Raw genomic sequence first — 26,595 nt, forward strand, 5'->3', positions numbered from 1 at the left:
CATTGTATCGATACAATGTCGATGGGAAAGGAGCGACACTGATGACTCTCGAATGGTATGCCACCCTGTTTGGCTTCGCCGTATTGATGTGCGGCACCCCGGGCCCCAACAACCTGATGCTGACTGCCTCGGGGGCCAACTTCGGGGTGCGCCGTACCTTGCCACATCTCATGGGGGTGAGCGTCGGCCAGCCTGTGTTGCAACTGGTGCTGGCCCTTGGCCTCTATCCTCTTTTCGAGGGGTGGCCCTGGCTGCGGGTCGGGTTGCAGATCTTCGGCAGCCTCTACCTGCTGTGGCTGGCGTGGCGCATCGCGGTGGCCGGTGCCCCCGGGGATCCCGCCGGGCGGGCCCGTCCGCTGAGCCTGCTCGAGGGGCTGGGGTTCCAGTTTCTCAACCCCAAGGCCTGGATGATGGGGATCTCGGCCATCAGCCTGTTTAGTCAGAGCGGGGCCGGCTACTGGCCGAGCCAGCTCATCATCATGGCCTGTTTCACCCTGGTAGCGCTGCCGGTCTGCTTCATCTGGGTGGTGTTTGGTAAGCAGCTGGGTAACTGGATAAGCTCGGATCAGGGGTGGCGTCGCCTCAACGGTACCTTGGGCGGTCTCACGGCTCTGTGCGTGGTGACCCTCTGGATGTAAGAAAACTCATGCAAAAAATAAGCATAAACGAGGCTTGTTATGCATGAAACCCCTGCGGCATAGTAGGAATTCGTGCTCGAAAAGGATGTTGTCACTATGGATCTCAACTGGTTGCTGCCCCTGGCGGGCTTTGCCCTGGTCACCTGCGGAACCCCTGGCCCCAACAACATGCTGCTGACCAGCAGCGGGGCGGCCCAGGGCTTTCGCCGCAGCCTGCCCCTGTTGGTGGGGGTGGTGGGGGGCATCAATCTGATGATCCTGGCGATGGCCCTGGGGCTTGGGGTCATCTTCGAGCGGCTGCCCTTGCTGCATGATTTGCTCAAGGTGGCCGGCTCGCTCTATCTGTTGTGGCTGGCCTGGAAGGTGGCCATCGCCTCGGGTCCGGCGGAGGGTAACCGCTCTCTGATCCCGGCCCACCAGGGGGCGTTGTTGCAGCTGCTCAACCCCAAGGCGTGGATGATGGCCCTGTCGGCCATAGGTGGCTTCACCCTGGCCGGCGAGGCCTATTGGCCTTCCGCCCTTTGGGTGCTCGCCATCTTCTTCTGCACCGGCCTCTATACCGGCGCCTTCTGGGTGGTGTTTGGCGCCCAGGTACGGCGCCTCATATGCACGCCGCTTGGTTGGCGGCGCTTTAACCTCGGTATGGGGATCGCCACGGCGGCCTGCGTGCTGATGATCTGGATCTAGACGTCTGTCTTGTTGGCCCTGCGGGGCCTTTTTTATCCAAGGAGTGAGTCATGCGTTGTATCGGTGTGTTGGGCGGCATGAGTTGGGAGTCGACCGTGAGCTATTACCAATCCCTGAACCGGGGCGTGCGTGCGCGTCTCGGCGGTCTGCACTCGGCGCGCATCCTGTTGCACAGCGTGGACTTTGCCGTCATCGAGCAGTTGCAGGCGCAAGGACAGTGGCAGGAGGCGGGGCGCGAGCTGGCCGCGGTTGCCCGCTCCCTTGAGGCCGGCGGTGCCGATTTTCTGCTGATCGCCACCAACACTATGCACAAGGTGGCACACGATGTAGCCGCGGCGGTGTCGATCCCGCTGCTGCACATCGCCGACGCCACCGGTGAGCGGTTGGTGGCCGACGGGGTGCGCCGGGTAGGGCTGCTCGGTACCCGTTTCACCATGGAGCAGGCGTTTTATCGCGCCCGCCTCGAGGAGCAGTTTGGCCTGGGGGTGGTGGTGCCCGGCGAGGCTGACAGGGAACGGGTACACAGGATCATCTACGACGAGCTCTGCCTTGGCGAGATCAAAGAGGCGTCGCGTCAGGCCTATCTCGAGGTGATCGCGCGTCTGGCTGAAGAGGGGGCCGAGGCGGTGATACTCGGCTGTACCGAGATAGCGCTGCTGGTGGGAGAGTGTGCGGCGGCGGTGCCGCTCTATGACACCACGGCGCTGCACGCCGAGGCGGCGGTGAGTTGGGCGCTCTCACCAGATGGGTGAGTTTTCACTGGTCAGATCTCAGATCTCTTGGTGCTGCATATCCCATGAAGGAAAAGCGTGTAAAATTGCGCCCTGAAATTTGAGGGTGCCAAGCACCTCTTTCCCCGAAGATAAAGGCACACACAGTGGCAGAAGTAGACAGATTTGCGGAGATCCGCCCTTATAACGACGACGAGGTGGCCGGCGCCATCGACCGCCTCATCCAGGATGACGAGTTCATCGGCGCCATCGCCAGGTATCGCTTCGGTAATCTGGTCTGCTGGTTGGGTTGGGCGATCCGTCCCTTCATCCGTCTGGTGCTGCGTCGCAAGTGGGCCGGCGTTAACACGGTGCATCAGGTGCAGCTCGGGGTGACCCGTTACATGGAGCGGATGATCGCCGGCACCACCCATGGGGTGACCTTCTCCGGCCTGGAGCATCTGGAGCCGGGCAAGGGCTATCTCTTCATCTCCAACCATCGCGATATCGCCATGGACCCGGCATTCGTCAACTGGGGGCTGTTCAAGAGCGGTTTCGATACTGTGCGTATCGCCATCGGCGACAATCTGCTGCGCAAGCCCTGTGCCACCGAGCTGATGCGACTTAACAAGAGCTTCATCGTCAAGCGCTCCGCCAAGGGGCCGCGCGAGATGATGAAGGCGTTTGGCGATCTCTCGGCCTATATTGGCGAGTCGCTGGCGATTGGCCACTCCATCTGGATCGCCCAGAAAGAGGGGCGTGCCAAGGATGGGGACGACAGAACCGATCCGGCCATCCTCAAGATGTTCTACATGGAGGGGAAGAAGCAGAAGCTGGAGTTTGCCGACTATATGCGCCGTCTCAACATAGTGCCGGTCAGCATCTCTTACGAGTGCGATCCCACCGACATGGCCAAGGCGCGCGAGCTCTATGAGAAGGCCCACACCGGTCGTTATGAGAAGGGCGAGTTCGAGGATATCGAGAGCATAGTCGCCGGTATTGTCGGCCAGAAAGGGCGGGTACACGTGGCCTTTGGCGAGCCGCTGCGAGAGGGATTCCATGGCCCCGACGAGCTGGCCGAGCTGATCGATCACACTATCTGGCGTCACTACCGTCTCTTCCCCAATAACCATCTGGCGGCCGGTGACGGTGAGCCGGTAGGGCAGGCCGAGCGTCAGGAGTTCGAGGCGCGACTGGCTCAGGTGCCCGAGGCGCACAGGGAGATCTGGCGTGCCATGTATGCGCGCCCCGTCGAAAACCTAAAGAAAATTTGAATAATTTAAGTAATTTTTATAAAACAGGAGCAGATGCTCCTGTTTTTGTTTCTGGTCAATATCAGACGAAATCAGTTGGGCGATAATGTTGTTTCAGCTGGTACGATGTTGATGACACTATCAGGGCCGTCTGGCCCTTTTTGTTGCGTGGCACGAGGTCTTACATGATCACTGGTAACTTGATGGCCCTTGACCAGGCCCTGCTTCCACCGCCTCTGGTGGCCATTTTGCTCGATGTGGTCATCTCTATCGAACACTGGGAGCAAAGCCCCATTGGACGGGTGACGATCGACGGTGATCGCCTCTTCTGCCTGGTGCAAGAAGATCTCACTCAGCCGGCCGATGAGCGCCTGGGGGAGTTCCATCAGGAGTACCTCGATATCCAGCTGCTGCTTTCTGGCCGCGAGTGGATTGGCGTCGGCCCCCAGCAATATCGGCTGGAGGGGCTCACTCATCCCCACCCCGACCTCTGGTTTGTGGAGGTGGAGCAGGAGAGCTGGTTGGCACTGCGCCCCGGTGACTTCGCGATCTTCTATCCGGGTGAGCTGCATCGCCCGCTCTGTACTCTGGGTCTGCCCGCGCCGGTTCGCAAGCTGGTGATCAAGGTACACAAGAGTCTGCTGGCCTGAGCCGGCACGAATTGAAAGATTGGCTGCCCAGGCGGCCATATAGCCCCATTGAGGGGATCCTGTCCCATGTGGATACAACGACGCGGCGACAGCCGTATCACAGGAAGATTCTGAAGATGAGCAAGTTGGTATTGATCCTGAACTGCGGTAGCTCTTCCCTCAAATTCGCAGTCATGGATGCCGAGACCGGTGAGGCCAGCCTCTCCGGCCTGGCCGAGTGCTTCAACCTGGACGATGCCCGTATTAAGTGGAAGCTGAACGGGGTCAAGGGCGAAGCCATGCTGGGGGCCGGTGCGGCTCATCAGGAGGCCCTCGACTTTATCGTGAACCATATCCTGAGCCAGGATCCCTCTCTGGCGGCTCAACTGGTCGCCATCGGTCACCGCATCGTTCATGGTGGCGAGCGCTTCTCCAGCTCGGTGCGCGTGGATGACGAAGTGATTGCCGGTATCGAGGCCGCCATCCCCTTCGCTCCCCTGCATAACCCGGCTCACCTCATCGGTATCCGGGCCGCGCTCAAGGTGTTCCCGCAGCTGGCCGACAAGAACGTGGCCGTGTTCGACACCGCCTTCCATCAGAGCCTGCCTGAGGAAGCCTACCTCTACGCGTTGCCTTACAAGCTTTATGAGCAGCACGCCATCCGTCGCTATGGCGCCCACGGCACCTCTCACCGCTTCATCGCCGAAGAAGCCGCCAAGGCGCTGAACAAGCCGCTGGACGAACTCAATATCATCAACTGCCACCTGGGCAACGGCGCCTCCGTCTGCGCCATCAAGGGCGGCAAGTCGGTGGATACCTCGATGGGGCTGACCCCGCTGGAAGGGCTGGCCATGGGTACCCGCTCCGGCGATGTCGATCCGGCCGTGGTCTTCTTCCTGCATGACAAGCTGGGTTATTCGGTTGACGAGATCAACACCTTGCTGACCAAGCAGTCTGGCCTGCTCGGCCTGACCGAGGTGAGCAGCGACTGCCGCTATGCCACCACGAACTACGACACCGATGCCGGTGCCAAGCGCGCCGTGGACGTCTTCACCTACCGGGTGGCCAAGTACGTGGGTGCTTACGCCGCGGCCATGGAGGGTCGCCTCGACGCCCTGATCTTCACCGGCGGCATCGGCGAGAACGCCGCCGTCATCCGCGAGATGATCCTGGCACGCCTGGCGCTGATGGGTTTCAAAGTCGACCAGGAGGCCAACAAGGCCGCCGTGCTCGGTGGTGAAGGGCTCATCACTACGGCCGACAGCCGCCCCGCTCTGGTCATCCCGACCAACGAGGAGTTGGTCATCGCCCGTGACGCCCTCGCCCTGGTGGGCTAAGCGAACCACTCAGCAAGACGCCCGCCACAGTGCGGGCGTTTTTTATGGTTGGCAAAAGACAAAGAGGGCGCCGATGGCGCCCTCTCTTCATGGCAAGGGAGGCTTATTTCACCTCTTCGCCCTTGGCTTGCAGATCCGCGTGGTACGAGGAACGCACGAAGGGCCCGCAGGCGGCGTGGGTGAAGCCGAGCCCCATCGCCACGTCTTTGAGCTCGTCAAACTCGGCGGGCGGCACATAGCGCTTCACCGGCAGGTGGTGGCGGCTCGGTTGCAGGTACTGGCCCAGGGTCAGCATGTTGACGCCGTGCTCGCGCAGATCCTTGAGCACCCCGACAATCTCTTCATTGGTCTCGCCTAGCCCCATCATCAGGCCGGACTTGGTGGGCAGGTCAGGGTGCATCTCCTTGATGCGACGCAAGAGCTCCAGCGACCACTTGTAATCGGCACCCGGACGGGCGACCCGGTACATGCGCGGGGCGGTTTCCAGGTTGTGGTTGAACACATCCGGCGGAGTGTCGCGGAATACCTCGAGGGCCTGCTCCATGCGACCGCGGAAGTCCGGGGTCAGGATCTCGATGCGGGTCTGTGGGCTGTGCTCGCGGATCTCGCGGATGCAATCGGCAAAGTGTTGGGCACCGCCGTCGCGCAGGTCGTCACGGTCTACCGAGGTGATCACCACGTAGCGCAGGCCCATCTCCTTGATGGTGAGCGCCAGCTTCTTCGGCTCTTCCGGATCCAGGGCCAGCGGGCGACCGTGGGCCACGTCGCAGAAGGGACAACGGCGAGTACAGATGGCGCCCATGATCATGAAGGTGGCGGTGCCATGGTTGAAGCACTCCGCCAGGTTGGGGCAGGAGGCCTCTTCGCAGACAGAGTGGAGCTTGTTCTTGCGCAGGGTGCTCTTGATGTGATCGATCTTCTGGCTGCTGGGGGGGAGTTTGATCCGCATCCAGTCAGGCTTGCGCAGCAGCTCTTCATTGGGATCCGGCATGAATTTAACCGGGATCAGGGCCATCTTGTCGGCATCGCGCAGCTTGACGCCCGGCTCCATACGAATGGGTTTGCTCATGATTCACTCTCGGAATTCGTTATTGTGTCGTAGCCGATGAGGCGTGCCAGCTCGGCTACCAGTAGCGGGGTCGCTTCGGCGACACTCTGGGGGCCGCCCAGGCTGCTGGCCTGAGTCATCACCATGCCGGCATAGCCGCACGGATTGATACACAGAAAGGGTGCCAGATCCATATTGATATTGAGGGCCAGGCCGTGGAAGGAGCATCCCCTGCGGATCCGCAGACCCAGCGAGGCGATCTTGGCGCCATCCACATAAACGCCGGGGGCGTCGGGCTTGGCACTGGAGTGAATGCCCCACTGCGCCAGGGTGGCGATGATGGCATTTTCCAATGCGCTGACCAGATCTCTTACCGTCAGGTGGCTGCGGCGCACATCCACCAGCACATAGAGCACCAGCTGACCAGGCCCATGATAGGTGATCTGGCCGCCCCGATCGCTTTGCACCACAGGGATCGCTCCGGGATTGAGCAGGTGCTCGGCCTTACCGGCCTGTCCCTGGGTGAAGACAGGATCGTGCTCAACCACCCAGAACTCATCCGGGGTCTCGGGCGTGCGATTGTCGGTGAAGGTCTTCATGGCATCCCATACCGCCTGATAGGGGCGACGACCGAGATGGCGCACTATGAGAGGGGGGAGCGATGGCGCAGACATGGGACTCCTCAATAGCTGGAAAAGAGAGCCCCGACAGGCGGGGCAGACGATTACAGGACGTAGCGTACCTGCTCGATCTCGCCGAGGGCGGTGTACATGGCCTCGATGTGTTCCTTGCTTTGGGCGATCACGGTGACGGTCACCGAGTGGTAGTTGCCCTTGCTGCTCGGGCGAACGACCGGGGTATAGGTACCCGGGGCATGGAGCTGCAACACCTCGATCACCCGTTCAGGCAGGACGGGGTCGGCCACGCCCAACACCTTGAAGGGGAATTTGCAGGGGAATTCGAGCAGCTCGTCAAACTTGGTATTCATCGTATTACCTACTCTGTGGCCGAAGGGCTCGGCCGGTTGTTCGTCTCTCGGCTGAGTATGGGGTCTGGGCGATACCCCTTCAAGGGGGCCGCCCGGCAGACGCCAACACCGGGGTGCTGCTTTTTACCACAAATCGGGGGGAGGCGGAACCAACAAAGCGTAATGTTATTACAGCAGAAACAAAACGGCGCCCATTGGGCGCCGTCACTATCAATTTATTTGAGCAGGCTCTGCACCAGCATCATCAGGTAATCCCAGATGCGGCTCAGCAGGTTGCCTTCTTGCACATCTTCCAGTGCCACCAGAGGGGCCTGGGTGATCTCTTTGTCACCCATCTTCAGGAATACGGTGCCGACGCGCTGGCCCTTGGCCAGGGGCGCCTTCAGCTCGGTATCGAGTTGGAAGTCCGCCTTGAGCTTGTCACTCTGACCACGGGTGATGATGACGGCCACGTCCTTGTCGACGCCCAGCTTGACGGTGGACTTGTCGCCCATCCAGATCTTCTGGGTTACCAGCTCGGTCCCGGCCTTGTAGGGGGTCAGGGTCTGGAAGAAGCGGAAGCCGTAGGTCAGCAGCTTCTTGCTCTCTTCGGCGCGCACGCGCTCGCTGGCGGTGCCCATCACCACGGAGATGAGGCGCATCCCCTCCTTGTTGGTGGCAGAGGCGACCAGGTTGTAGCCGATCTCGCTGACATGGCCGGTCTTGATGCCATCGACGTTCAGGGTCGGGTCCCACAGCAGCTTGTTGCGGTTGTGCTGGGTGATGCCGTTGAACTGGAACGATTTTTGGGAGTAAACCTTGTACTCCTCCGGGACATCACGCACCAGCGCCTGGCCCAGCAGGGCCATGTCGCGAGCGGTGGAGTAGTGCTCCGGATCATGCAGGCCGTGCGGGTTCATGAAGTGGGTGTTATTCATGCCGAGCTTGGCCGCCCAGGTGTTCATCAGGCTGGCGAAGGAGTCGGTGCTGCCGGCAATGTGCTCCGCCATGGCGACGCAGGCGTCGTTACCGGACTGGATGATGATCCCCTTGTTCAGGTCATCGACGGAGACCTGCTTACCCACCTCGATAAACATCTTGGAGGAGTCGGAGTAGTTCTTGGACCAGGCGTTCTGGCTGATGGTCACCATGTCATCGTGCTTGATGTTCCCCTTGGCCAGCTCGAGGCCGACGATGTAGGAGGTCATCATCTTGGTCAGGCTGGCGGGGGGCAGGCGTTCGTCTGCATTCTCCTGAACCAGGGTCTGCCCTGTGTAGTAGTCCATCAGTATGTAGGACTTGGCGGCGATGGCGGGGGCGGATGGCACCACGACCGGATCAGCACTGGCAGAGGCAGCGGTGCTGACCAGGGTGGTGAGGAGCAGCGATTTAACAAATTTGGACATCTTCGACTTCCTGGGTGCCTGGCGGGAGCATGCGCGCCCCCATGAAACAAAAACGGCGATAACTATACCAGATGTACCCCCTCGTCACAGGGGGAAAGGGCACAAGTATATAGGTCAGTTGATTAAAAATGCTTGAGGGTAACCGGCCGCCCTGATTTTCTTGAGCGCTCGCTGTTGAGTCGAGGCGCTGACCGGGCCCAGGATCAGGCGATAGCGGGAACCTTGCCCCCTGACCTGATAGGGAAGGCCCAGCCTGGCTTGCAGCCGCTTGCCCTCGGCCACCAGCTTCTCCTTGTGGGCGCCGCTTGCCACCTGAATGCGTTTGCCCTTAACCGGCGCCATGCTCTTCGCGGCCTTGCCGCTCTGGCTCAGCGGCTTGGCTTCGGCACGAGCGGTTGCGCGACTCACCGCCTCGACGCGCACGCGCGCCTTGCCGCTGCGGATCATGCCCAGTTCGTTGGCGGCGGCATGGGTGACATCGATCAGCAGATGGCGGTTGAAGGGGCCACGGTCGTTGATCTTGACGATGACCTGGCGACCGTTACCCAGGTTAGTGACACGCGCATAGCTGCCGAGGGGCAGCGTCCGGTGGGCGGCGGTGAAGTGGTGGCTGTTCATCACATCACCGTTGGCGGTGCGACGCCCGTCGAGGGAGCGCGATAACCAGGAGGCGCTGCCGGTGGCCCGGTAACGGCCGCTCTTGCTCCAGTTTGCCAGAGGCTCGGGGGCGGCGTCGTGGGCGCCGCGGGCACGACTATTTGAGGCACTAGAGGTCGGAGCCGCCGCCTCATCGTCAGCGTACGAGGTGATGCCTGCCTGCTGGCGGTCGGCCTCGGCCCGTGCCAGCAGCTCGTACAGAGGTGGCTCGGCCTGGGTCGTGGTTGACGGCATAGCCCGTGGGGCGGGCTGACTGCTACAGGCGACCAGCAGCAGGGTCAGACAGCCCAACAGAAGGGCGTGGCACTTGCTCATGGGATCTCTCGGGTTAGGGCTTGCTCAGCCCGGGCGGTGACGACGGTGAAAAAACCGGCACAGGAAGGGCGGCATGGTAACACGGGATATGGCGGCACGCCTCCCCTGGCTGGGGAGGCGTGCGACAGACTATGCCAGCAGGCGGCGGTGGGTGTGGATCGACATCAGAATGCCGAAGCCTGCCATCAGGGTCACCATGGAGGTGCCACCGTAGCTGACCAGGGGCAGGGGCACCCCCACCACAGGCAGTATGCCGCTCACCATGCCCATGTTGACGAACACATAGACGAAGAAGGTGAGGGTCAGGGCGCCGCCGAGCAGCCGCTCGAAGCTGTTCTGGGCCTGTACCGAGATGTAGAGGCTACGGCTGATGACGTAGAGGTACAACACCAGGAGCAGTGCTACCCCGACCAGGCCGAACTCTTCGCTGTAGACGGCGAAGATAAAGTCGGTATGCCGTTCCGGTAAAAACTCGAGTTGAGACTGGGTCCCCTCCAGCCAGCCTTTACCGAAGATGCCACCGGAGCCGATGGCGATCTTCGACTGGATGATGTGGTAGCCACGGCCAAGGGGGTCTTTCTCCGGGTCGATCAGCATCAACACCCGTTGGCGTTGGTAGTCGTGCATCAGGAAGAACCAGAGCACCGGCAGGAAGGCGCCAATGAGCAGCACGGCGAGCCCGATCAACCACCAGCTGATCCCGGCCAGGAAGATGACGAAGAAGCCGGACGCCGCCACCAGGATGGAGGTGCCGAGATCGGGCTGGGCCGCGATCAGCAGGGTCGGCACCAGCACCAGCACCAGGCTGATGACCAGATGGCCAAGCTTGGGGGGCAGGGGATGGCGACTCAGCCAGACCGCGATCATGATGGGCATGGAGAGCTTCATCAGCTCGGAGGGCTGGAACTTCATGAAACCCAGGTCGAGCCAGCGTTGTGCTCCCTTGCCGATGTGGCCGAAGACATCCACGGCGATCAGCATCAACACCACTACCACGAACAGGGGGGTGGCCCAGCGGGCGTAGAAGTTGGGGCTGAACTGGGCCATCACCACCATGATGACCAGCGCCAGACCGCCGCGGACGGCCTGCTTGATCAGTTCATCCATGCTCTGGCCCGAGGCGGAGTAGAGTAGCACCATGGCGAGAGCCATCAGCCCCAGCAGACCGAGCAGCAGGGGCAGGTCGATATGCATGCGATACCAGATGCTGGTGCGGCGATCGGAGTTATTCATGAGCCTTATTCTCCGGCAATGGGGTGGCTTGCTGTTTCGGCGCCGGTGGTAGCTGGGGCGGCGGTGGCAGTAGCAGGGAGTCGAGCATGGCGCGGGCCACCGGCGCCGCATTGCTACTCCCTCCCCCTGCGTTCTCCAGTACCAGGGCGATGACGGCCTTGGGACTGTCATAGGGGGCGAAGGCCACGAAGAGCGCGTTGTCCCTATGCTCTACCTTCATCTTGCTGGCGTTGTAGACCTCGTTCTCCTTGAGGCTGACCACCTGGGCGGTACCGGATTTACCGGCGGCTACGTAGGGAGTATTGGCAAAGGCCTTACGCCCGGTCCCTTCATGGCCGTTGATAACCCGCCACATGCCTTCGCGCGCGACAGCCCAGTAGCTGTTGTCGCGTACCGAGAGTGCCATATTGGGATTGACGGGCGCATCCTCGCTGCTCGTGGCTGTGGTGGTACGCTTGAGCAGGTGCGGGGTCACGTCGTGACCATTCTGGGTCAGTATGCTGATGGCCTTGGCCAGCTGCATGGGGGTGGCACTCCAGTAGCCCTGGCCGATGCCGATGGAGATGGTGTCCCCCTGGAACCAGGGTTGGCGCCAGCGCTTGCGCTTCCACTCCCGTGACGGCATGACTCCGCGGGTCTCCTCATAGATATCGACCCCGCTGTACTGACCGAAGCCAAATTTGGTCATGTACTCGTTGATGTGATCGATACCGACTCGGTAGGCGAGATCGTAGAAGTAGGTATCTGCCGATACCTCGATGGCGCGGTAAACATCGAGCCAGCCGTGGCCCCACTTCTTCCAGTCGCGAAACTTCTTGGTGGTGCCGGGAATGGAGTAGGTAGGGCCGCCGAAGTAACGGTAACCCGGGGTGATGGCCCCCTCGTTGAGCCCCATCACCGACATCAGGGGCTTGACCGTCGAAGCCGGTGCATAGATGCCCTGAGTAGTGCGGTTGACCAGCGGGCGGGCCGGATCGTTGAGCAGGGCCGAGTAGTTGGCGCTGGAGATACCGGTCACGAACAGGTTGGGGTCGTAGCTCGGGCTCGACTCCATGGCCAGGATGGCGCCGGTCTTGGGCTCCATCATCACGATGGCGCCGCGCCGGCCAGCCAGCTGCTGCTGGGCGTAGAGCTGCAACCGAATGTCGATGTTGAGGTAGATGTCCTTGCCCGGCACCGGGGGTTGGAACTTGAGGGTCCGTACCACGCGGCCGCGGTTGTTCACCTCGACTTCCTGATAGCCGGCAGTGCCGTGCAGCTTATCCTCGTAGTACTTCTCGACCCCTTGCTTGCCGATGTCCTTGGTGGCCGCGTAGTTGGCGAGCTTCTCCTCTTTCTCGAGGCGTTCCACGTCACGCGCGTTGATCTTGGCCACATAGCCCAGGGCGTGGGTCAGGGTGTCACCAAACGGGTAGTAGCGCTTGAGGTAGGCCTCGATGCTGGCGCCCGGGTAGTTGTGCTGGTTGATCGAGAAGAGCGCCACCTGCTTCTCGGTGAGCTTCTCGTACAGGGGCACCGGCTTGAAGCGGCGCTGGCGCTTGGTTTCGGCCAGGAACTTCTCTTTGGTACCGTCGGGCAGACCGAGCAGGGCGATGAGGTCGTCGGCCATCTTGTCGACGTTGCCGGCTTCTTCCGGGACGATTTCCAGGCTATAAACGGGGCGATTCTCCGCCAGTAGCACCCCGTTGGTGTCATAGATGAGGCCACGGGTTGGGGCCACCGGCACCACCCGAATGCGGTTGTCATTGGAGCGGGTCTGATAGGTGTCATATGAGAGCACCTGCAGGTAATAGAGGTTGCCAAACAGCACCAAGATCAGCACCACCATGCCGATGTAGGCGACCAGGGAGCGGCGGAAGAAGAGCGTGCCTTCGGCGCTGTGGTCGCGTATCTCTACCCGTTGTTTCGACATCGGGGCTCCTAAGCGGCGTGACTCATGAACAGACTACTCCCTGTGATAGGGGTGATTGGTGGTGATGCTCCAGGCCCGATAGAGGCTTTCGGCCACCAGAACCCGCACCAGGGGGTGAGGCAGGGTGAGCGGCGACAGGGACCAGCTCTGCTCGGCGGCCTGCTTGCATTCTGGGGAGAGCCCCTCGGGCCCGCCCACCAGCAGGGCGACATCTCGACCGTCCAGCTTCCAGGCCTCAAGCTGGGTGGCGAGCTGCTCCGTGGTCCAGGGCTTGCCCGGGATATCGAGGGTGACGACGCGCGAGCGACCGGCGGCGGCCAGCATGGCCTCTCCCTCTTTTTGCAAGATGCGGGGAATGTCGGCGTTTTTGCCGCGTTTACCGGCGCCTATCTCGACCAGCTCGAACGGCATGTCTTTGGGGAAGCGGCGACGGTACTCTTCGAAGCCGTGCTCAACCCAGGCGGGCATCTTGGTGCCCACCGCGATCAACTGAATCTTCATCAACTAGGCCGCTTCGACCGGGGCGCCGCCCCAGAGCTTTTCCAGTTGGTAGAAGTCGCGATATTCATCCTGCATCACGTGGACGATCACCTCGCCCAGGTCCACCAGTACCCACTCACCGGTATCTTCTCCCTCGACACTCAGCGGATCCTGGCCTGAATGCCGCATCTCGCTGGCCACGTGGTCGGCGATGGAGCGCACATGGCGGTTGGAGTTGCCGGAGCAGATGATGAGGGTATCCGTGATGGTGGATTTGCCGCGTACGTCCAGGGTGACGATATCGCGGCCCTTCATGTCATCGATCTTGTCGATGATAAAGGCGTGAAGTGCGTTGCCTTGCAATGACCTTCTCCTGTATTGCGTCGCGTCGGGCGGCGGATTATAGCACGGGGCCACTCTGTCCCGCATAGAGGCGGTTATTGCGAATATAGTTCGCTACCGACTCAGGCAACAACTCTCCCGGATCGTTCCCCGCGGCGAGCCTGGCTCTGATCTCGGTGGAGGAGAGCGGCTGCGGCTCGTTGTGGGCCAACCAGATATGGCCGGCGCGATGTTGGTGCAGGTCATCGACCCGCAGGGTGCCGTGGCGCGCCAGCAGTGCCTGTACCGGCGCCGTGGCCTCGGCGGCGTCCCAGCCCGGACGCACGCTCACCACTAGGTGAGCAAGGCTCAGCAACTCGTCCCAGCGGTGCCAGCTGGGCAGGGAGAGCAGGGAGTCCATTCCCATCAGAAAACAGAGGGGAGTATCGGGCAGCTCGTGACGCAGCTCCTCGAGGGTCTCTATGGTCCAGGAGGGGCGATCTCGTCTCAGCTCTCGCTCATCCACGCCGAGGCCAAATTCGTTGGCGGCCAGATACACCATGGCCAGGCGCTGCTCCGGGGTGCAGAAGGGGCTGGCCCTATGCGGCGGCACCCGGTTAGGCAGCAGGCGCAGCTCGCCAAGGCGCAGGGCATCGCGCGCCGCCAGGGCAGGCTTGAGATGGCCGAGGTGAATGGGATCGAAGGTTCCCCCAAGCAGGCCGAGCGGGGGCGCTAGCATGGCGCCTCTTCCAGCAAGGGCAGGGGCGCTGCGTCACGAAAACCGAGGCAGAGGGTGGCCAGCAGCAGCCAGGCCCCCTCGCTGTCAAAGCGGCGCAGGCGATCGTCGAGCTCGGCCATGAATCTCCATAGCTGGGCTATCTTGGCCACCGGCAGGCGATTGAGGGCCTGGGTGATGAGCTGTTGGCGGCTCTGCCAGATGCGCAGCCGGCTGAAGTGCTCGGCCAGCGGCTGGCCGGCCTGGCGGGCCAGGGCCAGTGTCTCGAGCTGTTCCAGCTCGCGGGCCAGTGTCCAGGCCAGTTGGCCCGGCTCTGTGCCCTCGGCGCGCAGGGCGGCCAGAATGCGTTGGGCACGGTTAATCTTTCCCTCCAGCAGGGTGTCGATAAGCTGGAAGGGGGTGAAGTGGGCGTGGCGAACTATGGTCTCTTGCAGGTAGGCGACCGTCACCGGCTGCGGGGGAGAGAGCAGGGTCAGCTTCTCGATCTCCTGGCTGGCGGCCAGCAGGTTCCCCTCGTAGCTGTGGCACATGAAGTTGATGGCGTCGGGTTGAGCCTTGAGGCCGAAGCGCTGAAAGCGCGCCCCCATCCAGCGCGGGAAGAAGCGTGGCTCAGGATGGTTGACGGGGACCCAGGAGCCCTGCTTCTCGAGCTTGTCGAACCAGGCGGCCTTGGTCTGGGCCGTGGTGAGACGCCCTCCCGACAGGATCAGGAGGAGATCAGGATGCAACAGCTGGCCTATCTCGGTGATCTTGGCGGCGAGATCCTTGTCGACCTTGGCGGGCAATTCCAGCTCGATCACCTGGCGGCTGGCGAACAGCGACAGGGCCTGGCAGGCGTCATAGACCTGGTTCCAGTCCAGCCCCGGCTCGACGGTGAAGCTGTGACGCTCCTCGAAGCCGCGCTCGCGGGCGACCCGGCGGATCGTGTCGATGGCTTCGATGCGCAGCAGCGGCTCGTCGCCAAAAACGAGATAGCAGGGCCTAAGCCCTGCTCTCACATGATCATCGAACTGTTCGGGAAACACTCTCATCAGAAGCTGACCTGGCTGAGCTGCCGGATCACCTGATCGGCCGCCTGCTCCTGCATCTCCCGATTGATCTGTGCCTGCTCCCGGGAGGAGGCGAGCGCCGCATCGGGCTTGTTGAGGAAGCTGCGGTTGAAGGTGATCGGGAAGACCTGAAGTGGCTTGTCCGGCACCGCAATGGTGAACTGGGTGTTAAAACCCAACACATACTCTATCTCGGTACCCTGAACGTTAACCGAGGCTACCTGGCTGGAGTTCCCCACGGCGCCCAGGGTCAGGACCGGGATCCCCTCCTTGTTGGCCAGGGTCACGCCGGCAGCCTTTAGTCGGGTGGTGACCAGGCGATAAAAGTCGCTCTTGTTGTCACCGACTACCTTCATGGTCATCAGTTCGGGGGGGATGGCCATGCCACGCAGGTGGAAACCACAGGCCTGCACCAGCAGGCCTGCAACCAGAACCACCAACCAGCGACGCATCAAGCGACTCATGGTGTCCTCTCTATGATCAGTTGGCGACTATGTTGAGCAGTTTGCCTGCCACATAGATGACCTTGCGGATGGTCTTGCCCTCGGTGTGCTTCTGCACCCCGACGTCGGTCATGGCCAGCTCTTCGATCTGCTGCTGGTTGATGTCGGCCGGTACGGTGATCTTGCCGCGTACCTTGCCGTTCACCTGCAGCACCACCAGCTTCTCGTTCTCGACCAGTGCGGCCTCGTCGGCCACCGGCCAGATGGCATCGTCCACCTCACCGTCTTTGCCGAGTGCACGCCACAGCTCGCAGCAGATGTGCGGGGTGATGGGGTAGAGCATGACGGCGATGGCTTCGAGCGCCTCCTGCATCAGGGCGCGATCCTGAGCGTCGCTGCCCAGCTTGGCCAGGTGGTTCATCAGCTCCATGATGGCCGCGATGGCGGTGTTGAAGGTCTGACGGCGACCCACGTCATCGCTCACCTTCTTGATGGTCTTGTGCAGCTCGCGGCGCAGGGCCTGCTGGTCACCGTTCAGGGCGGCCAGATCCTGGGGCGGAACGGCACCGGCACCCACGTGCTCGAAGGTCATCCGCCACAGGCGGCGCAGGAAGCGTTGGGCACCCTCCACACCGGAGTCTGACCACTCCAGAGTCATCTCGGCCGGCGAGGCGAACATCATGAACAGACGCACGGTATCGGCGCCGTAACGCTCTACCATCAGCTGCGGATCGATGCCGTTGTTCTTGGACTTGGACATCTTGGTCATGCCGGAGTGGATCACCTCACGACCTTCGTTGTCCACCGCCTTGGTGATGCGGCCCTTGTCGTCGCGCTCCACGGTCACGTCGAGGGGGCTGACCCAGACGTTGCCGCCCTTCTCGTCCTTGTAGTAGAAGGCGTCGGCCAGCACCATGCCCTGGCAGAGCAGGCGCTTGAACGGCTCGTCGCTGTTCACCAGGCCCGCGTCGCGCAGCAGCTTGTGGAAGAAGCGGGCGTAGAGCAGGTGCATACAGGCGTGCTCGATGCCGCCGATGTACTGGTCGACCGGCAGCCAGTGGTTGGCGGCAGCCGGATCCAGCATGCCCTTGTCGTAGTCCGGGGAGCAGTAGCGCGCGTAGTACCAGGAGGACTCCATAAAGGTGTCGAAGGTATCGGTCTCGCGGAATGCTTCCTGGCCGTTGTAGGTGGTCTTGGCCCACTCGGCGTCGGCCTTGATCGGGCTCTGGATGCCGTCCATCACCACGTCTTCCGGCAGCAGTACCGGCAGCTGGTCGGCCGGGGTCGGCACCACTGTGCCGTCAGCCAGGGTCAGCATCGGGATGGGGGCGCCCCAGTAGCGCTGACGGGAGACACCCCAGTCGCGCAGGCGGTAGTTGACGGTGCGCTTGCCCTTGCCCAGCGCCTCAAGCTTGTTGGCGATGGCATCGAAGGCACCCTGGAAGTCGAGGCCGTCGAACTCGCCGGAGTTGAACAGCACGCCCTTCTCGGCGTAGGCGGCGTCGATCACGTTCGGTGCATCGCCATCAACCGGCTTGATCACCGGCTTGATCTCGAGGCCGTACTTGGTGGCGAACTCATGGTCGCGCAGATCGTGACCCGGAACGGCCATGACGGCGCCGGTGCCGTAGTTCATCAGCACGAAGTTGGCGACCCAGACCGGCACCTTGCGGCCGTCCAGCGGGTGAATGGCGTAGAGGCCGGTGGCCATGCCCTTCTTCTCCATGGTGGCGAGCTCGGCTTCGGCCACCTTGGTGTTCTTGCACTCTTCGATAAAGGCGGCGAGCTCGGGGTTACCCTCGGCAGCTTGCAGCGCCAGCGGGTGGCCGGCGGCGATGCCCACATAGGTCACGCCCATGAAGGTGTCCGGACGGGTGGTGTAGACCTCGAGGTGCTCATCCTGGCCGTCGATATTGAAGCTGATGTTGACCCCTTCGGAGCGACCAATCCAGTTGCGCTGCATGGTCTTGACCATCTCCGGCCAGCCATCCAGATTGTCGATGTCGCTGAGCAGCTCTTCGGCGTAGTCGGTGATCTTGATGAACCACTGGGGGATCTCTTTTTGCTCCACCGGGGTGTCGCAACGCCAGCAGCAGTTGTCCACCACCTGCTCGTTGGCCAGCACCGTCATGTCGTTCGGGCACCAGTTGACGGAGGAGGTCTTCTTGTAGACCAGGCCCTTCTCATAGAGCTTGGTGAAGAACCACTGTTCCCAGCGGTAGTAGTCCGGCTTGCAGGTGGCCAGCTCTCTGTCCCAGTCGTAACCCAGACCCAGCATCTTCAGCTGGTTCTTCATGTACTCGATGTTTTCATAGGTCCAGGGCGCCGGCGCCGTCTTGTTCTTGATGGCGGCGTTTTCTGCCGGCAGGCCGAAGGCGTCCCAGCCGATGGGCTGCAGCACGTTCTTGCCGTTCAGCCGTTGATAGCGGGATACCACGTCACCTATGGTGTAGTTACGAACGTGCCCCATGTGTAGACGACCCGACGGATAGGGGAACATGGAGAGGCAGTAGAACTTCTCCTTGTCGACCTTCTCCACGGCCTTGAAGGTTTTCTGGGTGTCCCAGCGCTGTTGCACTGAGGGCTCAATCGTCTGGGGAACGTACTGTTCTTGCATTGGTGACATCCGGATCTGTGAAATGGATTGGAACATCCAACTGGAAAATCGCCATAGAATACCGAGTAACGGGGGCCGCAACAACCGGCCAGGGCTGGCAAGGAGGGAGGAGAGACCATGGACAAGCAGAAAAAGGGCTATGAGGCCTTTATCGAGGAGCTGCGGGCCCAGTGGGAAGCCACCGGGCAGTATCAGGAGGAGCGCCTCAACCGGCTCATCGCCCGGGTGCAGGACTACCTGGAGGCGGCCGGTGACCTGACCCGGGACGAGTGGGCCCTCATCGCTGAGTACGTTAAACGGGATCTGGGCAACTTCGAGGAGGGGCGCCAGGAGGTCCCAGAATCCGAGTTCACGCTGCTGCTAAAGGATTCCATCTGGTCCTGGTTGGTCGAGGCGACGGATCGCACCCAGGTGGAGTGGGCCGAGCTGTCGGCCGATCTCGAGCACAAGGGAGAGTACCGAAGCGGTGACTGGGTCGGGCTCGGGGTCATGGTGTGTCGCCAGTGCGGCCATCGCCATACAGTGCTTCGCCCGGAGCGGCTCGGTGAGTGTATCCAGTGCGGCGCCACCGCCTTCGTACGTGAGCCCCTCTCCCCATGAGGGGAAGCTAACAAAAAGCAGAGGCGCCCGTGGGCGCCTCTTTTCATGGGGCATCTCAGTAGTGGCGCTCACTCCAGGGGTGAGCGCGCGGACGCAGCCAGAGGGCAGCGATCAGCATCAGGGCAGAGAGGGCATAGAGGGGCCAGGAGCCGAAGCGCTGGTAAGGGGTCGCGCCGGTGGCTGGGCGTACCTCGACCCGCAGTACCCCGTCTTCGAACTGGGGCAGCTGGCCTATGATGTGGCCATCGCTCTCGGTGGCAACCGTGAGCCCGGTGTTGGTGGCGCGCAGCAGGGGGCGAGAGAACTCCAGGGCCCGCATCCGCGCTATCTCCATGTGCTGCCAGGGGCCGATACTCTTGCCAAACCAGGCGTCGTTGGAGACGGTGAGCAGGAAGTCGGTCTGCTCCATCACGTTGCGGCGCAGCTCCTCGGGGAAGATGATCTCATAGCAGATGGCGGTCGCCAGGCGCAGCCCCTTGGCCAGCAGGTTCTCCTGCACCGGCGCCCCTTCGCTGAAGGAGGACATGGGCAGGTTGAAGAAGGGGGCGATGGGGCGCAACAGATCGCCAAACGGCACGTATTCGCCGATGGGCAGCAGGTGCACCTTGTTGTAGCGGTTGCCCTGCTCATAGTGGTAGCTCTGTTTGCCGTCGAGGTCGGTCATCCCCATGCCAAGCACCACGTTGTAGAAGCGGCGCTGGTCCATGTCGAAGTTGATGATGCCGGCGATCAGGGCGGTCTCGTTGACCTTCATCGCCTTGTCCAGATTCTCGAGATAGGGAACCATCTCCTTCTCGAGGGCCGGGATGGCGGACTCGGGCCAGACGATGATGTCCGCGTCCTGATGCTGACGGCTCAAGTCCTGATATTTGCGTACCGTGGGGACCAGCGTCTCCGGATCCCACTTCATCGACTGCTCTATGTTGCCCTGCACCAGGGCCACCTTGACCGGCTCACCGCGGGTTACCCAGCTCAGTTGCATGCTGGCGGTGGCGAGCGCCACCAGCACCAGCGGCACGGCCAACCAGAGCAGGCGGCGGGTCTGCCACAGCAGCCACAGGCTGGCGGCGGTGAGCAGTAGCGCGAGCGTGATGCCCTGTACCCCGAGCAGCGGAGCCAGTCCCTTGAGGGGACCGTCGATCTGGGTGTAACCAAACCAGAGCCAGGGGAAGCCAGTCAGCACCATGCCGCGCAGCCAGTCCGCCACCAGCCAGAGGGCCGGGAAGGCAAGCAACCAGCGGCTCCAGTGACGCTCGCGAAAGAAGCGGGCGAAGGCCCAGCAAGCCAGGGCCGGATAGAGCGCCAGGTAGGCAGACAGGCCCGCCAGCAGCACAAAGGCGACCGGCAGCGGGATGCCGCCAAACTCGGTCATGCTGACGTGGATCCACCAAAGACCCGGCAGGAACATCCCCATGGCATAGCCAAAGCCGCGCCAGGCGGCCTGCTTGGGGCTGACCCTGTCGATCAGGGCGAAGAGGCCGAGCAGGGAGGGGATGAGCAGGGGCCAGTAGTTAAACGGAGAGAAGGCCATAACGGAGAGCGCCCCGCAGGACAGGGCGCTCAGGGTGATCAGGAGTCTCGATTTCACGGATTATTGGGGCTCTGATTGGGCTGCAACATGGTCTTCCGGTATCTTAACCTGCAACTGTTGCAGACGGCGACGATCGGCGTGCATTACCTTGAACTGATAGCCGTCGATCTCGACCTCTTCGCCCTTCTCGGGCAGGTGGCCAAAGGCGTGCATCACCAGGCCGCCGACCGTGTCGACCTCCTCGTCGCTAAACTCGCTGCCGAAGAAGTCGTTGAAGTCCTCGATCTCGGTCAGGGCGCTGACCGAGAAGACCCGCTTGCTGATGCGGCGGATCTCGTCCGGCTCGTTGTCGTCGTCGTCAAACTCGTCGTCGATCTCGCCGACGATGAGCTCGAGGATGTCCTCGATGGTGACCAGACCCGACACACCGCCAAACTCGTCGACCACCATGGCCATGTGGTAGCGCTCTGCCTGGAACTCCTTGAGCAGACGGTCGACCCGCTTGCTCTCGGGGACGATCACCGCGGGGCGCAGGAAGCGCTCGATGGAGAAGGGCTCGTCGTCCTGACCCAGACCCACTTTCAGCAGATCCTTGGCCAGCAGGATCCCTTCCACGTGGTCCTTGTCCTCGTTGATCACCGGGAAACGGGAGTGACCCGATTCGACGATGACGGGGAGGAAGGCCTCGATGGGCTGGGACTTCTCGATGGTCACCATCTGGGAGCGGGGGATCATGATGTCCCGCACTCTCAGTTCGGCGATCTCGAGCACGCCCTCAATCATGTCCTTGGTGTCCTGGTCGATCAGGTCGCGCTCTTCGGCGTCCTGAATCACTTCTACCAGGTCGTTGCGGTCCTTGGGCTCGCCCTGGAACAGTTGGCTGAGTTTGTCGAGCCAGCTCTTCTTCGGCGAGCCGGTACTAGGGTGATCGTCGGTCATCTTGTCTCTTGATGGTTCACTTAAGGGATGATGCGGCAGATATGAGGCTAGTTCCCATTCATGTCAATGGGATTACTGCTCGTCATCGGCATAGGGGTCGGCGTAGCCCAGCTCGTTCATGATGTCGCGTTCAAGCTGCTCCATCTCCTCGGCCTCGTCGTCCTCAATATGGTCATAACCTAGCAGATGCAGGCTACCGTGGACAACCATGTGGGCCCAGTGGGCCTCCAGCGGTTTGCCCTGTTCGGTCGCCTCGCGCTCCACCACCTGGCGACAGATCACCAGATCCCCGAGCAGGGGCAGCTCGATGCCCGGCGGGGCCTCGAACGGGAAAGAGAGCACGTTGGTGGGTTTGTCCATGCCCCGGTAGGTGAGGTTGAGCTCGTGGCTCTCGGCCTCGTCCACCAAGCGTACTGTCACCTCGGCCTCCTGCTGGAAGCCCAGTACAGTGCCGTCCAGCCAGCGCTGGAAGTCGGACTCGCTCGGCAGCCCCTGTTCGTTTTCGCAGGCGAGCTGCAGATCCAGCATCACGCTCATGCTTGATTCTCCTTGTTGGCCTGACGCTCGGCGTCGGCACTGGCCTTCTGACGGGCCTGCTCGGCATCGAATGCCTCATAGGCCTGGACGATGCGGGCGACCACGGGGTGGCGGACCACATCCTGGGACTGGAAGAAGTTAAAGGAGAGGCCATCGACCCCCTGCAACACCTCGAGGGCGTGGCGCAGCCCCGAACGAGCGCCCCGCGGCAGATCGATCTGAGTGATATCCCCTGTGATGACCGCCTTGGAGTTGAAGCCGATACGGGTCAGGAACATCTTCATCTGTTCGGTGGTGGTGTTCTGCGCCTCGTCGAGGATGATGAAGGCGTCATTGAGGGTGCGGCCACGCATGTAGGCGAGCGGGGCGACCTCGATGACGTTGCGCTCGATAAGCTTCTCCACCCGCTCGAAGCCCAGCATCTCGAAGAGGGCGTCGTAGAGGGGGCGCAGGTAGGGGTCCACCTTCTGGGAGAGATCGCCGGGCAGGAAGCCGAGCTTCTCGCCCGCTTCCACCGCCGGGCGGGTCAGCAGGATGCGGCGGATCTCCTGGCGCTCCAGGGCATCCACGGCGGCGGCGACCGCCAGATAGGTCTTGCCGGTACCGGCCGGCCCTATGCCGAAGGTGATGTCGTGGCGCACTATGTTAGCGATGTACTGGGACTGGTTCTGGCTGCGGGCCTTGATCATGCCGCGCTTGGTCTTGATGTTGACCTCCTTGCCCCAGCTCATGCCCGGCTCCGGGCTTCCCTCATCCTGCTCCATGGCCTGGCTACCCAGGATGGCCAAGTGCACCTGATCCGGCTCGATATCCGGGATCTGGTTACCGCGCACCGGGGCTGTCTCCACATAGAGCTGTTTGAGCAGCTCGGCGACGGCCTCGGCCTGGGCCGGTTTGCCCAGGATCTGGAAATGGTTGTTGCGGTAGCTTATTTCGACGCCCATGCGGCGCTCGAGCTGCTTGAGGTTGTCATCGAACGGACCGCACAGGCTGGCCAGCCGGGCGTTGTCGGCGGGTTCCAGGTGCAGATTGATGGTGGAAATGTGTCGACTCAAGGGATCCTCGCAAGACGAAGCCGCCCGCCCGAGGGGCAGGCGGCAGGGTGATCAATGGGGGGTGAAGGCGGCCACGCCCAGCGGGTCCGGCACGTTGTCCGGGCGGCGGGCCAGGATCTCGCCCGGTGCCGTGGCGATCCGCAGGCCCATCTCCTCTTCACCACGCACGAAGCGTGCGCGCAGGGAGTGGGGCAGCACCTCGGTGATCTCCACGTCGGCGAAGCGGCCGATGAGGCTGTGGGGCCCTTCGAAGTTGACCACCCGGTTGTTCTCGGTGCGCCCGCGCAGCTCCATGGGGTTGAGCTTGGAGGGCCCTTCCACCAAGATGCGCTGGATGGTGCCCTGCATGGCGCGGCTCAGCTGCATCGCCTGGTTGTTGATGACGTGCTGCAGCAGATAGAGGCGCTCTTTCTTCACCTCCATATCCACATCGTCCGGCAGGTCGGCGGCCGGAGTGCCGGGGCGCGGGCTGAAGATGAAGCTGAAGCTCATGTCAAAGCCCACCTCTTCGATGAGCTTCATGGTGGCGGCGAAGTCTTCTTCGCTCTCGCCGGGGAAGCCGACGATGAAGTCGGAGCTGATGGTGATGTCCGGACGGGCAGCCCGCAGGCGACGGATCTTCGACTTGTACTCGAGGGCCGTGTGGGGACGCTTCATCAGGGTCAGGATGCGATCCGAGCCGCTTTGCACCGGCAGGTGCAGGAAGCTCACCAGCTCCGGCGTGTCTTTGTACACCTCGATGATGTCGTCGGTGAACTCGATGGGGTGGCTGGTGGTGTAGCGAATACGGTCGATGCCGTCGATGGCGGCCACCAGGCGCAGCAGCTCGGCAAAGGTGCAGATGCCATCATCATGAGTCGGTCCGCGATAGGCGTTGACGTTCTGGCCCAGCAGGTTGACCTCGCGCACGCCCTGTTCGGCGAGCTGGGCGATCTCGTAGAGGACGTCATCCAGCGGTCGGCTCACCTCTTCGCCGCGGGTGTAGGGGACCACGCAGTAGGTGCAGTACTTGGAGCAGCCTTCCATGATGGAGACGAAGGCGGTCGGGCCTTCGGCGCGCGGTTCGGGCAGGCGGTCAAACTTCTCGATCTCGGGGAAGCTCACGTCCACCTGGGCGCCACGGCCCTCCTGAACGCTTCTGATCATGGTCGGCAGACGGTGCAGGGTCTGCGGGCCGAAGACGATGTCCACGTAAGGGGCACGGCTGCGAATGGCGTCCCCCTCCTGGGAGGCGACGCAGCCACCTACCCCGATCACTAGGGCTGGATTTTTCTCCTTGAGCAGCTTCCAGCGCCCCAGCTGGTGGAATACCTTCTCCTGCGCCTTCTCACGAATGGAGCAGGTGTTCAGCAACAGCACATCGGCCTCTTCGGGCTCGTCGGTAAGCTGGTAACCGTTGCTGGCGTCGAGCAGGTCGGCCATCTTGGACGAGTCGTACTCGTTCATCTGGCAGCCCCAAGTCTTGATATGAAGTTTCTTGCTCATTGCTACTCTTGCGGGTGTTGATGTCGACATGATCAAAGGGCCGGTCATTTTACTCCGCAACTGTGGCTCTGACCAGTTAATATCCAGGGGGGCAAATCCCTGCCCCACATGCGGTTTTTGGGATTTCCCCACGCTGCATCCCACCCCCAAAGCAGGCTACAATGGCCCCACTTTCCGCCAACGGAACCGCTCACGGAACAATCAATGATGCAATCTTGTGACATCGCCATCGTCGGTGGCGGCATGGTCGGTGCCGCGGCAGCCTGCCTGCTGGCACGCCAGGGACTCGAAGTGAGTGTCATCGAGGCCGAGCTGCCAGCCCCCTTCGACCCGGCCCAGCCCATGGATCTGCGGGTGTCGGCCATCAGCGCCGCCTCGGTCTCTCTGCTCGAGCGAGCCGGCGCCTGGGAGAGTACCCGCGCCATGCGTGCCTGCCCCTATCGCCGTCTCGAGACCTGGGAGTGGGACGGTTTTGCCGCCCGCTTCAGTGCCGACGAGCTGGGGTTGCCCCAGCTTGGCTATATCGTCGAGAACCGCCTGCTTCAGCTGGGGCTGCTGGCCGCCATGGAGCGCTGGCCCAACGTGCATACCCTGACTCCGTCCCGTATCAAGGCCCTGTCGCAGGAGCGTGACTGTGCCACCCTGACGCTCGATGATGGCAGCCAGCTGCGGGCCCGCTGGGTGCTGGCCTGCGACGGCGCCGAGTCCCTCACCCGGCGGCTGGCCGGCATTGGGGTGTCGCGCTTCGAGTACCGCCAGCACTGCATGCTCATCAACATCGACACCGACGAGGGGCAGCAGGACATCACCTGGCAGCAGTTTACCCCGAGTGGCCCACGCGCCTTTCTGCCGCTCAGTGGGGCGCATGGCTCTCTGGTGTGGTACGACAGCCCGGCGCGCATCCGCGAGCTGATGGGGCTCACCCTGCCCGAACTGGAGCAGGCCATTCGCGCCGCCTTCCCGAGTCGCCTCGGCGGTTTTCGGGTCACCGGCCGCGGCAGTTTCCCCCTGGTGCGTCGCCACGCCAACCGCTATCACGCCGGGCGGGTGGTGCTCTTGGGGGACGCCGCCCACACCATCAATCCGTTGGCGGGGCAGGGGGTCAACCTCGGCTTCAAGGACGTGGCCTGCTGGTGCGATCTGCTGGCCAGGGCCGGTGAGCAGTGGCACCAGCTCGAGCTGGCAGGTCGTTACGAGCGCCGCCGTCGCCCCGACAATCAGCTGATGCAATCCGGGATGGATCTCTTCTATGCGGCCTTTAGCAACCGCCTCGGCCCCCTGCCGGTGCTGCGTAACCTGGGACTCAATCTGGCGGACAAGGCGGGGCCCCTCAAGGCGCTGGCCCTGCGCTATGCGCTGGGGCTGTGAGAAAGGGGCATCCCCTCTCACCTGGCGGGCGCTATCTAAAGCGCCGGCAGGATCACACTTATCGTCTCGCGGCGTGGGTGACGGCGCCGGCTTTCGGGTAGCATGACACCCCAATTTCTGGCAACTGACTACGGAATTCACGATGCGCAGCACCACACGCGAAATGGCGGCCCACAAGCGGGTCGCCCTGGTGGCCCACGACAACATGAAAGAGTCTCTCCAGCGCTGGGTGATCCGGCGCAAGGAAGAGCTCAAGCTGCACCACCTCTACGCCACCGGCACCACGGGGACCCGGCTCAGCAAGGCGGCCGCCTTGCCCATCACCTGCCTGTTTTCCGGCCCCATGGGGGGGGATCAGCAGTTGGGGGCCATGATCGCAGAAGGCAAGATAGACGTGCTCATCTTCTTCTGGGATCCCCTCAACGCGGTCCCCCACGATCCGGACGTCAAGGCCCTGCTGCGGTTGGCGGCGGTCTGGAACATTCCGGTCGCGACCAACGAGGCGACCGCCGACTTCCTGATGGACTGCCCTCACATGAACCGCACCTTCACCGTCGAGATCCCCGACTATGCCGGGTATCTGAAGGAGCGCACCGAGTAAGCAGCATCCTCCGCGGGGCTGTGGCGAGTCATAGGCAGCGC

At 62.5% G+C, this 26,595-nt stretch carries 27 protein-coding genes; 9 read left to right on the forward strand and 18 right to left on the reverse strand.

What is annotated here, in order from left to right:
- The first annotated feature begins 41 nt into the window (after nucleotides 1-41).
- From BN1121_RS06590 to BN1121_RS06615, 6 genes are all read left to right on the forward strand, one after another.
- A complete protein-coding gene (locus tag BN1121_RS06590; RefSeq protein ID WP_005348254.1) occupies nucleotides 42-638 on the forward strand; it encodes a LysE family translocator in 597 nt (198 codons plus the stop codon).
- A 96-nt stretch (nucleotides 639-734) separates the two neighbouring features.
- Complete coding sequence (locus BN1121_RS06595) at nucleotides 735-1,325, forward strand: LysE family translocator (protein ID WP_005348257.1); 591 nt, start codon at nucleotides 735-737, stop codon at nucleotides 1,323-1,325.
- 50 nt (nucleotides 1,326-1,375) lie between these two features.
- Nucleotides 1,376-2,077 carry an aspartate/glutamate racemase family protein gene (locus BN1121_RS06600; RefSeq protein WP_005348260.1) on the forward strand — a complete coding sequence of 234 codons (702 nt, stop codon included), beginning with the start codon at nucleotides 1,376-1,378 and terminating at the stop codon, nucleotides 2,075-2,077.
- Nucleotides 2,078-2,202: 125 nt separating this feature from the next.
- Nucleotides 2,203-3,309 carry a 1-acyl-sn-glycerol-3-phosphate acyltransferase gene (locus BN1121_RS06605; RefSeq protein WP_005348262.1) on the forward strand — a complete coding sequence of 369 codons (1,107 nt, stop codon included), beginning with the start codon at nucleotides 2,203-2,205 and terminating at the stop codon, nucleotides 3,307-3,309.
- A gap of 164 nt (nucleotides 3,310-3,473) precedes the next feature.
- Entirely contained in the window at nucleotides 3,474-3,938 is a 465-nt protein-coding gene (locus BN1121_RS06610) for a NanQ anomerase/TabA/YiaL family protein (protein WP_005348263.1), read from the forward strand.
- Nucleotides 3,939-4,054: 116 nt separating this feature from the next.
- Entirely contained in the window at nucleotides 4,055-5,254 is a 1,200-nt protein-coding gene (locus BN1121_RS06615; RefSeq protein ID WP_005348265.1) for an acetate kinase, read from the forward strand.
- Nucleotides 5,255-5,357: 103 nt separating this feature from the next.
- Here the strand turns inward: BN1121_RS06615 and lipA are convergent, their stop codons facing one another.
- From lipA to leuS, 13 genes are all read right to left on the reverse strand, one after another.
- Nucleotides 5,358-6,323: a lipoyl synthase gene (gene lipA / locus BN1121_RS06620; protein ID WP_005348268.1), complete on the reverse strand. Its 966-nt coding sequence runs from the start codon at nucleotides 6,321-6,323 to the stop codon at nucleotides 5,358-5,360.
- Nucleotides 6,320-6,976: a lipoyl(octanoyl) transferase LipB gene (lipB, locus tag BN1121_RS06625; protein WP_005348270.1), complete on the reverse strand. Its 657-nt coding sequence runs from the start codon at nucleotides 6,974-6,976 to the stop codon at nucleotides 6,320-6,322. Before lipB ends, lipA begins: the two co-directional genes overlap by 4 nt.
- 50 nt (nucleotides 6,977-7,026) lie before the next feature.
- Nucleotides 7,027-7,290 carry a DUF493 family protein YbeD gene (ybeD, locus tag BN1121_RS06630; protein ID WP_005348274.1) on the reverse strand — a complete coding sequence of 88 codons (264 nt, stop codon included), beginning with the start codon at nucleotides 7,288-7,290 and terminating at the stop codon, nucleotides 7,027-7,029.
- A gap of 215 nt (nucleotides 7,291-7,505) precedes the next feature.
- Nucleotides 7,506-8,675 (reverse strand): serine hydrolase, encoded by a 1,170-nt coding sequence (locus BN1121_RS06635; protein WP_005348277.1) that lies wholly within the window; start codon nucleotides 8,673-8,675, stop codon nucleotides 7,506-7,508.
- A gap of 114 nt (nucleotides 8,676-8,789) precedes the next feature.
- Nucleotides 8,790-9,647, reverse strand: coding sequence for a septal ring lytic transglycosylase RlpA family protein (locus BN1121_RS06640; RefSeq protein WP_005348279.1), 858 nt, complete (start codon nucleotides 9,645-9,647; stop codon nucleotides 8,790-8,792).
- A gap of 129 nt (nucleotides 9,648-9,776) precedes the next feature.
- Entirely contained in the window at nucleotides 9,777-10,880 is a 1,104-nt protein-coding gene (rodA, locus tag BN1121_RS06645; RefSeq protein WP_005348281.1) for a rod shape-determining protein RodA, read from the reverse strand.
- On the reverse strand, nucleotides 10,873-12,792 hold the full coding sequence (mrdA, locus tag BN1121_RS06650; RefSeq protein WP_005348284.1) for a penicillin-binding protein 2: 1,920 nt from the start codon (nucleotides 12,790-12,792) through the stop codon (nucleotides 10,873-10,875). Before mrdA ends, rodA begins: the two co-directional genes overlap by 8 nt.
- A gap of 33 nt (nucleotides 12,793-12,825) precedes the next feature.
- On the reverse strand, nucleotides 12,826-13,293 hold the full coding sequence (gene rlmH, locus BN1121_RS19720; RefSeq protein ID WP_005348286.1) for a 23S rRNA (pseudouridine(1915)-N(3))-methyltransferase RlmH: 468 nt from the start codon (nucleotides 13,291-13,293) through the stop codon (nucleotides 12,826-12,828).
- Between the two features lie 3 nt (nucleotides 13,294-13,296).
- On the reverse strand, nucleotides 13,297-13,635 hold the full coding sequence (rsfS, locus tag BN1121_RS19725; protein WP_005348290.1) for a ribosome silencing factor: 339 nt from the start codon (nucleotides 13,633-13,635) through the stop codon (nucleotides 13,297-13,299).
- A 37-nt stretch (nucleotides 13,636-13,672) separates the two neighbouring features.
- Entirely contained in the window at nucleotides 13,673-14,332 is a 660-nt protein-coding gene (nadD, locus tag BN1121_RS06665; RefSeq protein ID WP_005348291.1) for a nicotinate-nucleotide adenylyltransferase, read from the reverse strand.
- Nucleotides 14,326-15,360 carry a DNA polymerase III subunit delta gene (holA, locus tag BN1121_RS06670; RefSeq protein ID WP_005348294.1) on the reverse strand — a complete coding sequence of 345 codons (1,035 nt, stop codon included), beginning with the start codon at nucleotides 15,358-15,360 and terminating at the stop codon, nucleotides 14,326-14,328. The genes nadD and holA overlap by 7 nt, the downstream gene beginning before the upstream one ends.
- Entirely contained in the window at nucleotides 15,360-15,842 is a 483-nt protein-coding gene (locus BN1121_RS06675) for an LPS-assembly lipoprotein LptE (protein ID WP_005348297.1), read from the reverse strand. Before BN1121_RS06675 ends, holA begins: the two co-directional genes overlap by 1 nt.
- A gap of 16 nt (nucleotides 15,843-15,858) precedes the next feature.
- Nucleotides 15,859-18,438 carry a leucine--tRNA ligase gene (leuS, locus tag BN1121_RS06680; protein WP_005348309.1) on the reverse strand — a complete coding sequence of 860 codons (2,580 nt, stop codon included), beginning with the start codon at nucleotides 18,436-18,438 and terminating at the stop codon, nucleotides 15,859-15,861.
- Nucleotides 18,439-18,555: 117 nt separating this feature from the next.
- Between leuS and BN1121_RS06685 the strand changes: the two genes are divergently transcribed.
- The gene (locus BN1121_RS06685; RefSeq protein ID WP_005348325.1) at nucleotides 18,556-19,038 is read left to right on the forward strand and encodes a zinc ribbon-containing protein; all 483 of its coding nucleotides are present in this window, start codon (nucleotides 18,556-18,558) and stop codon (nucleotides 19,036-19,038) included.
- Nucleotides 19,039-19,093: 55 nt separating this feature from the next.
- Here BN1121_RS06685 and lnt read toward each other — a convergent pair whose 3' ends face one another.
- The 5 genes from lnt to miaB all read right to left on the reverse strand — a co-directional run bounded on the left by lnt (nucleotide 19,094) and on the right by miaB (nucleotide 24,585).
- Nucleotides 19,094-20,626: an apolipoprotein N-acyltransferase gene (gene lnt / locus BN1121_RS06690; protein ID WP_043157166.1), complete on the reverse strand. Its 1,533-nt coding sequence runs from the start codon at nucleotides 20,624-20,626 to the stop codon at nucleotides 19,094-19,096.
- A gap of 3 nt (nucleotides 20,627-20,629) precedes the next feature.
- Nucleotides 20,630-21,508, reverse strand: a complete 879-nt coding sequence (corC, locus tag BN1121_RS06695; protein ID WP_005348329.1) for a CNNM family magnesium/cobalt transport protein CorC — start codon at nucleotides 21,506-21,508, stop codon at nucleotides 20,630-20,632.
- A gap of 72 nt (nucleotides 21,509-21,580) precedes the next feature.
- A complete protein-coding gene (gene ybeY / locus BN1121_RS06700; RefSeq protein ID WP_005348331.1) occupies nucleotides 21,581-22,045 on the reverse strand; it encodes an rRNA maturation RNase YbeY in 465 nt (154 codons plus the stop codon).
- Nucleotides 22,042-23,100 carry a PhoH family protein gene (locus tag BN1121_RS06705; protein ID WP_005348332.1) on the reverse strand — a complete coding sequence of 353 codons (1,059 nt, stop codon included), beginning with the start codon at nucleotides 23,098-23,100 and terminating at the stop codon, nucleotides 22,042-22,044. Before BN1121_RS06705 ends, ybeY begins: the two co-directional genes overlap by 4 nt.
- A 51-nt stretch (nucleotides 23,101-23,151) precedes the next feature.
- Entirely contained in the window at nucleotides 23,152-24,585 is a 1,434-nt protein-coding gene (gene miaB / locus BN1121_RS06710; protein ID WP_005348334.1) for a tRNA (N6-isopentenyl adenosine(37)-C2)-methylthiotransferase MiaB, read from the reverse strand.
- 207 nt (nucleotides 24,586-24,792) lie between these two features.
- On the opposite strand from miaB, the gene BN1121_RS06715 reads away from it, so the two are divergent.
- Both BN1121_RS06715 and BN1121_RS06720 read left to right on the forward strand, forming a co-directional pair.
- Complete coding sequence (locus BN1121_RS06715) at nucleotides 24,793-25,953, forward strand: FAD-dependent oxidoreductase (protein ID WP_043157175.1); 1,161 nt, start codon at nucleotides 24,793-24,795, stop codon at nucleotides 25,951-25,953.
- A gap of 142 nt (nucleotides 25,954-26,095) precedes the next feature.
- The gene (locus tag BN1121_RS06720; RefSeq protein ID WP_005348338.1) at nucleotides 26,096-26,554 is read left to right on the forward strand and encodes a methylglyoxal synthase; all 459 of its coding nucleotides are present in this window, start codon (nucleotides 26,096-26,098) and stop codon (nucleotides 26,552-26,554) included.
- The last annotated feature ends 41 nt before the right edge of the window (nucleotides 26,555-26,595 follow it).

Origin of the sequence: Aeromonas diversa CDC 2478-85, assembly GCF_000819805.1 — a bacterium.
In the GTDB taxonomy this organism is placed as follows: domain Bacteria; phylum Pseudomonadota; class Gammaproteobacteria; order Enterobacterales; family Aeromonadaceae; genus Aeromonas; species Aeromonas diversa.